Source organism: Lysobacter claricitrinus (assembly GCF_045866565.1).
Taxonomy (GTDB): domain Bacteria; phylum Pseudomonadota; class Gammaproteobacteria; order Xanthomonadales; family Xanthomonadaceae; genus Cognatilysobacter; species Cognatilysobacter claricitrinus.
Genome location: NZ_BAAFZV010000001.1, coordinates 1017919 through 1030065 on the forward strand (window position 1 = coordinate 1017919; position 12147 = coordinate 1030065).

10 protein-coding genes and 1 pseudogene are annotated in these 12147 nt (G+C 68.5%); 7 read left to right on the forward strand and 4 right to left on the reverse strand.

Annotated elements, in window-relative coordinates; genetic code table 11:
- Positions 1 to 45: 45 nt before the first annotated feature.
- From coaBC to ACKTTN_RS04500, 4 genes and pseudogenes are all read left to right on the forward strand, one after another.
- Positions 46 to 1244 (forward strand): annotated as a pseudogene (gene coaBC, locus ACKTTN_RS04485) (bifunctional phosphopantothenoylcysteine decarboxylase/phosphopantothenate--cysteine ligase CoaBC).
- Positions 1241 to 1702, forward strand: coding sequence for a dUTP diphosphatase (dut, locus tag ACKTTN_RS04490; RefSeq protein WP_407908669.1), 462 nt, complete (start codon positions 1241 to 1243; stop codon positions 1700 to 1702). The pseudogene coaBC and the gene dut overlap by 4 nt, the downstream one beginning before the upstream one ends.
- Positions 1703 to 1735: 33 nt before the next feature.
- On the forward strand, positions 1736 to 4039 hold the full coding sequence (locus ACKTTN_RS04495) for a phosphomannomutase/phosphoglucomutase (protein ID WP_407908670.1): 2304 nt from the start codon (positions 1736 to 1738) through the stop codon (positions 4037 to 4039).
- Between the two features lie 6 nt (positions 4040 to 4045).
- Positions 4046 to 4399: a DUF3147 family protein gene (locus ACKTTN_RS04500; RefSeq protein ID WP_407908671.1), complete on the forward strand. Its 354-nt coding sequence runs from the start codon at positions 4046 to 4048 to the stop codon at positions 4397 to 4399.
- A gap of 16 nt (positions 4400 to 4415) precedes the next feature.
- Here ACKTTN_RS04500 and ACKTTN_RS04505 read toward each other — a convergent pair whose 3' ends face one another.
- Together ACKTTN_RS04505 and pyrE are read right to left on the reverse strand one after the other, a co-directional pair.
- A complete protein-coding gene (locus ACKTTN_RS04505) occupies positions 4416 to 5072 on the reverse strand; it encodes a hypothetical protein (RefSeq protein ID WP_407908672.1) in 657 nt (218 codons plus the stop codon).
- A gap of 58 nt (positions 5073 to 5130) precedes the next feature.
- Positions 5131 to 5781 (reverse strand): orotate phosphoribosyltransferase, encoded by a 651-nt coding sequence (gene pyrE, locus ACKTTN_RS04510; protein ID WP_407908673.1) that lies wholly within the window; start codon positions 5779 to 5781, stop codon positions 5131 to 5133.
- 83 nt (positions 5782 to 5864) lie between these two features.
- Between pyrE and ACKTTN_RS04515 the strand changes: the two genes are divergently transcribed.
- Together ACKTTN_RS04515 and ACKTTN_RS04520 are read left to right on the forward strand one after the other, a co-directional pair.
- A complete protein-coding gene (locus ACKTTN_RS04515; RefSeq protein ID WP_407908674.1) occupies positions 5865 to 6671 on the forward strand; it encodes an exodeoxyribonuclease III in 807 nt (268 codons plus the stop codon).
- Positions 6661 to 8007, forward strand: coding sequence for an AmpG family muropeptide MFS transporter (locus ACKTTN_RS04520; RefSeq protein ID WP_407908675.1), 1347 nt, complete (start codon positions 6661 to 6663; stop codon positions 8005 to 8007). The genes ACKTTN_RS04515 and ACKTTN_RS04520 overlap by 11 nt, the downstream gene beginning before the upstream one ends.
- Positions 8008 to 8033: 26 nt before the next feature.
- Here ACKTTN_RS04520 and ACKTTN_RS04525 read toward each other — a convergent pair whose 3' ends face one another.
- Together ACKTTN_RS04525 and ACKTTN_RS04530 are read right to left on the reverse strand one after the other, a co-directional pair.
- Entirely contained in the window at positions 8034 to 9179 is a 1146-nt protein-coding gene (locus ACKTTN_RS04525; protein ID WP_407908676.1) for an anhydro-N-acetylmuramic acid kinase, read from the reverse strand.
- A gap of 1 nt (position 9180) precedes the next feature.
- Positions 9181 to 10611 carry a M23 family metallopeptidase gene (locus ACKTTN_RS04530; RefSeq protein WP_407908677.1) on the reverse strand — a complete coding sequence of 477 codons (1431 nt, stop codon included), beginning with the start codon at positions 10609 to 10611 and terminating at the stop codon, positions 9181 to 9183.
- Positions 10612 to 10799: 188 nt separating this feature from the next.
- Here ACKTTN_RS04530 and tyrS point away from each other — a divergent pair, with 188 nt between their 5' ends.
- On the forward strand, positions 10800 to 12008 hold the full coding sequence (tyrS, locus tag ACKTTN_RS04535) for a tyrosine--tRNA ligase (RefSeq protein ID WP_407908678.1): 1209 nt from the start codon (positions 10800 to 10802) through the stop codon (positions 12006 to 12008).
- Positions 12009 to 12147: the final 139 nt, after the last annotated feature.

Below are 12147 nucleotides of genomic sequence, written 5' to 3' on the forward strand. Positions count from 1 at the left end.
TCGGGTAAGCTGTCGGCCGCTTTCTCCGTCGGACTTTTCCGCCCTGTGACCGCGCTTTCCGGCCATCGCATCCTGCTCTGCGTGACCGGCGGCATCGCCGCCTACAAGTCCGCCGACCTGGTGCGTCGCCTGCGCGACGCCGGCGCCGAGGTGCGCGTGGCGATGACCGAGAACGCGCTGCATTTCGTCGGCGTCGCGACCTTCCAGGCGTTGTCGGGCCAGCCGGTGCGTACGTCGTTGTGGGACGAACACGCCGAAGCCGCGATGGGTCACATCGAACTCGCGCGCTGGGCGAGCGTGGTCGTCATTGCACCGGCCACCGCCAACACGATCGCGAAGATCGCGCACGGCTTCGCCGACGACCTGGTCAGCACGTTGTGCCTGGCGACCGAAGCGCCGATCGCGATCGCGCCGGCGATGAACCGCGTGATGTGGGCGAATGCGGCGACGCAGGCGAACGTGGCGACGCTGCGCGATCGCGGCGTGCTGGTGATCGGCCCCGGCGCGGGCGACCAGGCCTGCGGCGAGATCGGCGAAGGCCGCATGGCCGAGCCGATGGCGATCGTGCGCGCGCTGTCGGGCGAGGCCGCATGAGCGCGTTGTCCGGGCGTCGTGTCGTGGTCAGTGCCGGGCCGACGTTCGAGGATCTGGATCCCGTGCGTTTCCTCGGCAATCGCAGTAGCGGGAAGATGGGGTTCGCGGTCGCCGCCAGCGCCGCCGCGCGCGGTGCGGACGTGCTGCTGATCGCCGGACCCGTGACGTTGCCGACGCCACCCGACATCAAGCGCATCGATGTGCGCAGCGCGGCGCAGATGCATGCCGCGGTGATGGCCGCGCTGCCGTGCGACGTCTACATCGGAGCCGCCGCCGTCGCCGACTACACGCCGGTGTCGATCTCGCCGGACAAGCTCAAGAAGCTGCCGGGGCAGGATGGCCTCACGCTGCAGCTGGTTCGCACGCGCGACATCCTTGCCGAGGTCGCGTCGCATCCGAATCGTCCGCAGCTCGTCGTCGGCTTCGCCGCGGAGACGCACGACGTCGAAACCTATGCGCGCGGCAAGCTCGTCGCGAAGAAGCTCGACCTGATCGCGGCCAATCGCGTCGGCGTGGAAGGCAGCGGTTTCGAGAGCGACGTGAACACGCTGGTGGTGTACGACGCCAATGGCGCCACCACGCTCGGCCCCGGCGCGAAATCCGGCATCGCGGACCGCCTGCTCGACCTGATCGAGGCGCGCCTCGCATGACCGAACGCACCATCGAAGTCCGCCTGCTCGACGCGCGCTACGGCGCGGCGTGGCCACTGCCCGAATACGCGACCGCCGCGAGCGCCGGCGTCGACCTGCGTGCGGGGCTCGATGCACCGCTGACCATCGCGCCGCGCGAAACGCAGCTGGTGCCGACCGGGCTGTCGATCCACATCGCCGACCCCACGCTGTGCGCGGTGATCCTGCCGCGCTCGGGGCTCGGCCATAAGCACGGCATCGTGCTCGGCAACGGCACCGGCCTGATCGACGCCGATTACCAGGGCCCGCTGATGGTGAGCATCTGGAACCGCGGCGACGCGGCTTTTACGATCGAGCCGGGGGATCGCATCGCCCAGCTGGTCGTGCTGCCGATCGTGCGTGCGAAGTTCCAGGTGGTCGACGAATTCGAAACGAGTGCGCGCGGCGAAGGTGGCTTCGGCCACACCGGCGTGCGTTGAACAACATGCAGTGAGTTGCAGGGAGTAATCGCGATGTCCAATGCCCAGGTCGACCGTCTGAAGCCGCTGATCCCGCTGCTGGCGGGGTTCGCGTTGCTGCTCGCCGGCTGGTTCGGATGGAATGCCTGGGCGCAATGGCGCGACGAGGCGCGTCGCAGCGACGTCGCGGCCGCGCGCGATGCGGTCGTCGACGCGGCGCAGTCGATGCTGGTCACCGCGCAGAAGCGCTTCGCCGACCAGCTCGCCAGCCCCGGCGTGCAGGACGCGCTCAAGAACGGGTTGATGGACCGCGCCGCCGAGCAACTCACGGCCGGCTGGAAGGGCGCGAGCGGCGGCGAAGTGCGCCCGGCCGCGCTCGACGGCCTCTACGACACGCTCGGCGCGCCGGGCAACAAAGGCCCGGGCTACGGCCACGTCGCCGCGCTGGAAGCCGCGGTCGCGGCCGGCAAGCCGATCGCCTGGGCGATGCGCGACGGCGCCAACAGCTTCATCGCGATCGCCGCGCCGGTCGACGCCGGCAAGACCCCGGCGGTCGCGCTGGTGCGCCTGCCGATCGCCCCGCTGGCCGAGGCAGTGGGCAACGCCGACATCGGCGACGACAACTACATCGCGCTGCGCCAGGGCAACGCCAACCTCGCCGAGAAGGGCAATCCCGCGCTCGCCGACAGCGCCGAAGCGCTGGCCGGGAAGGTGCCGGGCAGCGAGCTGCGCGTCGCCGTCGCCGTGCCGGACGTCGCCGGCGGCCCGTTCGGCCTGGGCTGGGTCGGCTGCGCGATCGCCACGCTGGTGTTCGTGCTGCTGGCGATGCTGGTGCTGTCGCTGCCGAAGCTGCTCGCGCGTCGCGGCAAGGCGACGGTGGCCGAAGTCGACGACGCGCCGACGCTCGCCGACGTGGTGCGTCCCACCGCGCAGCCGCCGATGCCCGTCGGCGAGACGCCCGAGGCGGTCAAGCAGACGCTCGCGCTCGATCGCGGCATCTTCCGCGCCTACGACATCCGCGGCGTGGTCGGCCAGAGCCTCGACGCCGGCATCGCCGAGCTGATCGGCCAGGCCATCGGCACCGTGATGCAGGAGCAGGGCCTGCGCGACATCGTGGTCGGCCGCGACGGTCGCCTGTCGGGCCCGGCGATGGTCGAAGGCCTGATCACCGGCCTGCGCCGCGCCGGCCGCAACGTGCTCGACATCGGCATGGCGCCGACGCCGGTCGTGTACTTCGGCGCCTACCACCTGCGCGCCGGTTCCTGCGTGTCGGTCACCGGCAGCCACAACCCGCCGGACTACAACGGTTTCAAGATCGTGGTCGGCGGCGAGACGCTATCGGGCGACGCCGTCATGGACCTGTACTCGCGCATCGCCGACGACCGCCTGCACACCGCACCGACCCCGGGCAACGTGGAAGAGCGCGACATCGCCGAGGACTACGTCCAGCGCATCGCCGCCGACATCCAGATCGACCGTCCGCTCAAGGTGGTGATCGACGCGGGCAACGGCGTGGCCGGCGACATCGGCCCGCGCGTGCTCGAGGCGATCGGCGCGGAAGTGATCCCGCTGCATTGCGACATCGACGGCACGTTCCCGAACCACCATCCCGACCCGAGCGAGCCGCACAACCTGGTCGACCTGATCCAGATGGTCGAGCGCCTCGATGCCGATCTCGGCATCGCCTTCGACGGCGACGGTGATCGCCTCGGCGTGGTCACGCGCGACGGCCAGAACATCTTCCCGGATCGCCTGCTGATGCTGTTCGCTGCCGACGTGCTCGAGCGCAATCCGGGCGCAGTGATCCTGTTCGACGTGAAGTGCACCGGGCGCCTGCCGGGCCACATCCTGCGCCACGGCGGCAGCCCGCTGATGTGGAAGACGGGCCATTCGCTGATCAAGGCGAAGATGCGCGAAACCGACGCGGAACTGGCCGGCGAGATGAGCGGCCACTTCTTCTTCAAGGAGCGCTGGTACGGCTTCGACGACGGCATCTACGCCGCCGCGCGCCTGATGGAGATCCTCGCCACGCAGCCGCGCACGCCGACCGAAACGCTCAACGCGCTGCCCAACGGTGTGTCGACGCCGGAGATCAAGGTGGACGCGCCGAACGGCAATCCGCATGCGTTCGTCGACCGCTTCCGCGAGGAGGCCAAGTTCGAGGGCGCGCGCCTGTCGACCATCGACGGCCTGCGCGTCGACTACGCCGACGGCTGGGGCCTGGTGCGCGCGTCCAACACCACGCCGGTGCTCGTGATGCGCTTCGATGCGGATTCGTCGGAAGCGCTGCTGCGCATCCAGGCGGCGTTCCGCGAGCAGCTGCATGCGCTGCAGCCGGACCTCGTGCTGCCGTTCTGACGCGCGATGGCCTGGCTCGCGGTGAAATACCTGGTCACCGCGGCGATCGTCGTCGCGGTGTCGGAGGCCGCCAAGCGCAGTGACCGGCTCGGCGGTTTCATTGCGGCGGTGCCGTTGGTGACGGTGCTCGCGCTGGTCTGGCTGCACGTCGAGAAACAGCCGCAGGCCAAGCTCGCCAACCACGCGTACTACACGTTCTGGTACGTGCTGCCGACGCTGCCGATGTTCCTGCTGTTCCCGATGCTGCTCGCGCGCATCGGGTTCTGGCCGACGCTCGCGGCATCGGCGGCAATCACCATCGCCTGCTTCGCACTCACCGCGTGGGCGGTCCGTCCGTTCGGGATCGAGCTGCTGCCCTGACGCGGGCCGCGCTGACTCAGCCTGCCGGCGTGGCCGTCGGCGTCGCGCCCGGCTGCGGCTTCAATTCGCGATAACGCGCGACCGCGTCGTCGAGCTGCGACTGCAGCGTCGTCGCCTGCGACTGCAGCGACGCCAGCGCCGCCTGCTGCGCGATCAGCTGGCCGTGCTGCGCGCGGATCTCCGCCTGCAGGTTCTTCGGCACCGGCTTCTTATTGAGCTCCATTTCCCCGGCACGCTGCAGGCGCGACACCAGGCTCTGGCGCAGGCCGTCGATGCCCATGCGCGCCGTCTTCATCGCATCCGCATTGAGCGAGACGCGCTCGCCGAACGCCTTGCGCAGGTCGGCCTCGGTCGCAAAGGTTTCGATCATCGCCATCAGCCGGCGGTGCTCGGCCTCGGTGGCGGCGGCCGCATCGGCCTGCGCCTTGGCCTGCGCCGCTGCGGCGGCCTGCTCGTCCGGCGTCAGCGCGCGGCCGAGCTGCGAGGTCGCCATGCCGCTCTTGGCGTTGAACTCGGTGCGCGCGGCGTCGACCGCGCTCGACGGCAGCGCGTCACCGCAGACCTTGCGGCCCCCTTCGTTCCAGCAATAGAGCTTCTTGGCCGGCGCCGACTGCGCGTGCGCGGTCGAGGCAAGGCCGAGCAGGACGAGGGCGAGCAGCGGGGAGCGGGTCATGGCGGGCCGTTGGGCGGTCGTGTCGACACGAACCAAGCAACTTTCGCGCCAGCGGGCCTTACTCGCAACCGTAGGCGGCGCGATACGCCAACAGCCGCTCGCGACGGGCGTGGTCGGCATCGCTGGCGGTGAACTCGAGCAGGTCGGCGAGACGGGCGACGGCGATCACGGGCAGGCCCTGCTCGTCCGCGACGGTTTGTGCCGCGGAGCGTCGGGACACCGCAGGGTCGACGGCCTCCTGGCGATCGAGCGCGATCACGATGCCGGCCGGCACGCCCCCGGCCGCACGGATCTGCGTGAGCGCCTCGCGGATCGCGGTGCCGGCGGTGATCACGTCGTCGACGATCAGCACGCGGCGGCCGTCGAGCGGCGCGCCGATCAGCAGGCCGCCTTCGCCGTGGTCCTTGGCTTCCTTGCGGTTGAACGCGACCGGCAGGTCGCGCCCGCGACGCGCGAATTCGCAGGCCAGCGCGGTCGCCAGCGGAATGCCCTTGTAGGCCGGTCCGAACAGCAGTTCGAACTGTACGTTCGCGGCATCGACCGCGTCCGCATAGCAGCCCGCGAGTTCGGCAATCGCCGCGCCGGAGTCGAAGCGGCCCGCATTGAAGAAATACGGGCTGGTGCGGCCGGACTTGAGCGTGAATTCGCCGAAGCGCAGCGCGTCGACGCGCAGGGCGAGCTCGAGGAAACGGGTGCGGTGGTCGGCCATGGCGGGCAGTCATGCAACGAAGAACCGGCATCGTAAAGCAGCGAGCGGCTACGCTTGGCGTCGGTACCCCGTCCGGATCACGCATGCGCGTCATCAGCTTCAACGCCAACGGCTGGCGCTCGGCCGCCAAGAAAGGCTTCATCGACTGGATGCGCGACAAGGACGCCGACATCGTCTGCGTGCAGGAAACGAAAGCGCAGGAACACCAGTTGCGCCTTCCCGAACTCATCCCGCCGGGCTACCACGCGAATTTCCGCGACGCAACGACCAAGAAGGGCTACAGCGGCGTCGCGATCTACAGCAAGTGCGAACCCGACGACGTGCGCACGGGCCTTGGACGCGACGACTTCGACGAGGAAGGGCGCTACATCGAAGCGCGCTTCGGTGATCTGTCGGTGGTGTCGGTGTACGTGCCGTCCGGCACCAGTGGCGACGCGCGCCAGGGCTTCAAGGAATCGGTGATGGACTGGTTCGCGCCGATCCTGCGCGAATGGCTCGACAGCGGCCGCAAGTACATCGTCTGTGGCGACTGGAACATCGTGCGATCACGTCGCGACATCACCAACTGGACGTCGAACCAGAAACAGACCGGCTGCCTGCCGCACGAACGCGCTTGGCTCAACGCGATGATCGCCGACACCCACGGCGACGGCTCGCCCTGCGCGGGCGATCTCGGCTGGCTCGACAGCTTCCGCGTGCACAAGCCCGATGAAGCCGGCGAATACACGTGGTGGAGCAATCGCGGACAGGCCCGCGCGAACAACGTAGGCTGGCGCATCGATTACCAGCTCGTGACGCCGAACCTGCGCGACGCGATCCGTCATTGCGAAACGCACCGCGAGCCGCGGTTCTCCGACCACGCGCCCTATATCGTCGACTATGACCTCTGAAAACGTCCGACTGCCGAGCGAGCCCGCCACGGCCAACATTCCGCCGCCGCCGGTGAAAAAGGTCTCGGCCTGGCAGGCGTTCACGCATCCCGCGTCGTGGACGATGTTCTTCTTCGGCTTCTCGTCGGGGCTGCCGTTCCTGCTCGTCGCCGGCACGCTCGCGTTCTGGCTCAAGGACGAGGGGTTGGAACTCAAGAAGATCACGATGGTGGCGAGCGCGGGCCTGCTCTACACCTTCAAGTTCGTATGGGCGCCGCTGCTCGACCACTGGAAACTGCCGGCGTTCGCGCGGCTCGGGCGTCGTCGCGGCTGGCTGCTGTTCGCGCAGATCGGCGTGATGCTCGCCCTGCTGGCGATGGCGGCGCTGACGCCGTTGCACCTGCAGGCATTCGTACTCGCAACCGTCGCCGTCGCGTTCTTCGGCGCCACGCAGGACATCGCGGTGGACGCCTACCGCATCGAGATCGCGCCGCTCGAAGCGCAGGGCGCGCTCGTTGCGACGTATTCGCTCGGCTATCGCATCGGGCTGGTCATCGCGGGCGCGGCCGCGGCGATCATGGCCGACCACATCGCGTGGTCGGTGGTGTACGTGGTGATGGCCGCGGTGATGCTGGTGCCGATCGTCGCCAACGTGATGGCGCGCGAACCCGACGTGCGCCCCGTGCAGACGCACGGCTGGGCGCACGCGATGGAGGTCGCCGTCGTCGAGCCCTTCGTCGACTTCTTCCGTCGCTACGGCGTTCCGCTCGCGCTGACGATCCTCGCCTTCATCCTGCTGTTCAAGGTGCCCGAGCAGGCGACGATCGGCGGGATCATGAGCCCGTTCTATCGCGACATGGGCTTTTCGAAAACCGAAATCGGTTCGATCACCAAGCTCTACGGAATCTGGATCGGCATCGTCGGCGTGTTCCTCGGCGGCGCGATGGTGGCGCGCTGGGGTGCATGGAAGTCGCTCGGCGCCATGATCGTGATCTGCGGCATGTGCAACCTGCTGTACCTCGTGTTGCCCGCACACAAGGGCGATCTCGGCGTGCTGACGATGGTGATCTCGTTCGAGAACCTCACCCTCGGCATGCTCGGGCCGCCGACCGTCGCGTTCCTCTCGTCGCTGGTCAACCGCGAACACACGGCAACGCAGTACGCGCTGTTGAGTTCACTCGTGAACCTGCCCGGGAAGTTGCTCGGCTTCTTCGCCGGCGGCATCGCCGAGGCCACCGGCTACGGCATGTACTTCGTAATCACCGTGCTCGCGCTGGCGCCAGCCATGATGCTGTTCGTCGCTCTGACGCCGCGACTGCGCGAACGCATGGCGGTTGCCGCACCGTCGACCGCGTAACCGCAGGCGTCCGTCGCCGCATTGCGCTACGCGGGATAGACGACACCGAGCACGCGCGGACCTTTCGCGCCGGTCACCGCCGCGACGTTGCCCGGCAGGCCGGCGAGCGTCTGCCGCGCCAGCCACGCGAACGCCATGGCTTCGACGAAATCCGCGTCCAGGCCGTGCCCATCGGTGGCTTCGATCGTGCAGTTCGGGAGGTGCGCGGCGATGCGTGCGATCAGCGCCGGATTGCGTACGCCGCCACCGCAGACCAGCACGCGGCGCGTCGACGGCTGATGCGTGAGCAGCGCCCTCGCAACCGTCGCGGCGCTGAGCTCGAGCAGCGTCGCCTGCACGTCGGCACGGGATTCGCCGCCGCCGAGCTTGGCCTCGACCCAGTCGAGATGGAACTGCTCGCGTCCACTGCTCTTCGGCGGCGGCAGCGAAAACCACGGCTCATCGAGCAGGCGCGCCAGCAGCGCATCGTCGATGCGACCGCTCGCTGCGAACGCGCCGTCGCGATCGAACGCTTCGCCGCGATGGCGCAGGCACCAGGCGTCGAGCAAGGCGTTCGCCGGCCCGGTGTCGAAACCGCGCACGTCGCCAGAACGCGGCAACAAGGTGAAGTTGGCGATGCCGCCAAGATTCAGCACGGCGCGATCTTCGGCATCCGAATGCAGCATCGCCGCATGGAATGCCGGCACCAGCGGCGCGCCTTGCCCGCCGGCTGCCACGTCGCGACGGCGGAAGTCCGCGACCGTCGCGATACCGCAGCGCTCGGCGATGACATTGCCGTCGCCGATCTGCCACGTAAAAGGATTCGCGCCGTCGTACACGGCACCGGCCGGGCGATGGCGAATCGTCTGGCCGTGCGAACCGATCGCGACCACGTCGCGCGCAGCGACGCCCGCAACTGCAAGCAGCTCGTGCACCGCGTTCGCGAACGCTCCGCCGACCTGCACGTCGAGCGTGCCGATCTCGTCGAGCCCGCGTGCGTCGCCGCCCTGGCCGAGCGCGACCAGTCGTGCGCGCAGCGTGTCGTCCCACGGCACCACCACGCCGTGCTCGAGGCGGCATCCGGTGTCGGATACACCGGCCCCAAAACGAACGAGCGCCGCGTCAATGCCGTCGGCGCTCGTTCCTGAGATGAGGCCGACGTAAAGCCCGTCGGCCGGCATCGATGTCGTCATGTCACGAACGACGGTGCGTCTTCGCGTCCGGCTTCGTCGCCGCCTTCGCCACCTGCGGTTCGTCGTCGCCCGCGTAGATGATGTTCTCGACTTCGCGGATGCGCGCGAGCGCGGTGCGGGTCTGCGTGCGGAACGCGGCATAGCTTGCGCCCGAGAGCGGTTCGGCCGGCGGCATGGTGATCGACAGCGGATTGCGCTGCGCGCCGTTGACCTTGAATTCGTAGTGCAGGTGCGGGCCGGTCGCCAGGCCCGACGCGCCGACGTAGCCGATCACTGTGCCCTGCGAAATGCGCTGGCCGACGTGTTCCTTGCCGAACGCCGACATGTGGCCGTAAAGCGTCGAGTAGCCGCGGCCGTGGTCGAGTTCGACGACGCGGCCATAGCCGCCCTTCCAGCCCACGAACGCCACGCGCGCATCGCCCGCCGCCATGATCGGCGTGCCCGTGCCCGCGGCGTAGTCCACGCCCTTGTGCATGCGCATGCGGCCCAGCACGGGATGGAAGCGGTTGCCGAAGCCCGAGCTCAGTCGCGCGTAAGGAATCGGCATGCGGATGAAGCTGCGCTTGAGCGAGCGGCCGTCCGCGGTGAAGTATTCGGGCTTGCCGTCGCGTTCGAAGCGGAACGCGGAGTGCAGCGTGGCGCCGGTGGTGAACGTCGCCGCGAGCACCGGGCCGGTCGCGACGATCTCGCCGTCGCGCCAGGTCTGTTCGACCACCACGCTGAAGCGGTCGTCGGCGCCGACATCGTCATTGAAGTCGATGTCGTACTTGAACATGTCGTCGGTGAGCGTGTTGACGTGCGCGCTGGTCAGGCCCAGCTTGCGCGCCGACGCGTACAGCGACTTGCCGACCTTGCCGCTGAGCACCACGGTGCGCGTCTCGGTCGGGCTGACCAGCACGTTCTGCTGCACGTCGCCGTTGGCGAAGGTCAGCTCGACGCGATGGCTGTCGTCCTGGTCGAAGCGGAATGCACGCAGGCCGCCGCCGACGGGCAGGTCGAACGCGAGCTGCATGCCCGGCTTCATCGAACGCGCCAGCTGGTTCTTCACCGCCGGCTGCGCGAGAAGCTGGTCGCGCTGCGCCTGCGGGACGTCGAGGTCCTTCATGATCGACGCGAGCGTCTGCCCGCGCTTGACCTGCACGATCTGCCAGCTGTCACCCTGCTGCTGCGCCAGGCGCAACGGCGGCAGCGCGAGCGCCATCGAATGACGCGGCGCCGGCGCGTGGCCGCGGGTGACCACGGGACGATCGAAGCCCGGTACGATCGCCGCCGCCAGCATCGCGGCGGTCGCGAACAGGCTCGCGTGCGCCCACTGCCTGCGCGACCAGCGTCCGTTGAACCCGTGTCCTTCGTGCGCCGTCACCGGACGGTGCAGCGTTTCCTCACGAAGGGCATCCAGGCGCGCGCGGCGCGCCGAGGCGGTGTCTGTCATGCTGCTTGTTCCCCACCGGGACCGTATAGGCCCCGTCACGACCGTAAAATAGACACGCGAGATCGACGCGTCAAACCATTGATGTAAATGGTTTTTTTCGTCAACGTCCGTTTTACATCCACTTAACTTTTCACCGGTCCTTCACTGGACTGGGGTCGCAAATCGCGACGTTCCGTGAGACCCGATCCATGTCGAACCAGGACGCCCTCGACCTCATCGCGCGCGGCGCGGACGAGATCCTCAAGCCCGACGAGCTTGCCAAGCGGCTGGAGGACGGGCGCCCGCTACGCATCAAGGCGGGTTTCGACCCGACTGCGCCGGACCTGCATCTCGGCCATACCGTGCTGCTCAACAAGATGCGGCAGTTCCAGGACCTCGGCCATCAGGTGATCTTCCTGATCGGCGACTTCACCGGAATGATCGGCGACCCGACCGGCAAGAACGTCACCCGCAAGCCGCTGACGCGCGACGACGTCGAGGCCAACGCGAAGACGTACGCCGAGCAGGTCTTCAAGGTGCTCGATCGCGAGCGCACCGAGGTGCGCTTCAACTCCGAATGGTTCGGCGCGATGTCGGCGGCCGACATGATCAAGCTCGCCGGCCAGCACACCGTCGCCCGCATGCTCGAGCGCGACGACTTCGCCAAGCGCTACGCCGCGCACCAATCCATCGCCATCCACGAGTTCCTGTATCCGCTCGTGCAGGGCTACGACTCGGTCGCCTTGAAGGCCGACGTCGAGCTCGGTGGCACCGACCAGAAATTCAACCTGTTGATGGGGCGCGGCCTGCAGGAACACTTCGGCCAGAAGCCGCAGATCGTGCTGACGATGCCGTTGCTCGAGGGCCTCGACGGCGTCAACAAGATGAGCAAGTCGCTCGGCAACTACATCGGCATCAACGAGCCGGCGATCGACATCGTCACCAAGACGATGAAGGTCGACGACGCGTTGATGTGGCGCTGGATCGATCTGCTGAGCTTCGACATCTCGATCGCCGAGGCGCAGCGCCTACGTGGCGACATCGAAGCCGGCGCGCTCAATCCGCGCGACCTCAAGATGCGCCTGGCCCGCGAACTGGCCACGCGTTTCCACGGTGTTTCCGCGGCGGAGCAGGCGGTCGCAGGCTGGAATGCGGCCGTGCGCGGCGAGGGCGACACCGCCCAGCTGCCCCTGACCGACGTCGCCGTTCCGGCAGAGGGTCTACGCATCGCGGCCCTGCTCACGGCCGCCGGCCTGACCCCGAGCAACTCGGAAGCGAACCGCAAGCTCAAGGAGCGTGCCGTTCGCATCGACGGCGAGGTCTTCGAAGACGCAGGGCGTGCTTTTCAGGCCGGATTCGAGGGCGTTCTGGCGGTCGGCAAGCGAACCTTCGCGCGTGTCCGCCTCGTCCCCGCCTGAATCATTCGCGCGAATCGACTCACGAGGGCTTCACAAGCTCCGGGCGTCGCGACATAATGGTCGACCCTGCTGATCACGGCGACGCGCTACGGCGCTTTCACCGGAACCGGCAGGGACGCAAAAAAGTCGATCACCGGGT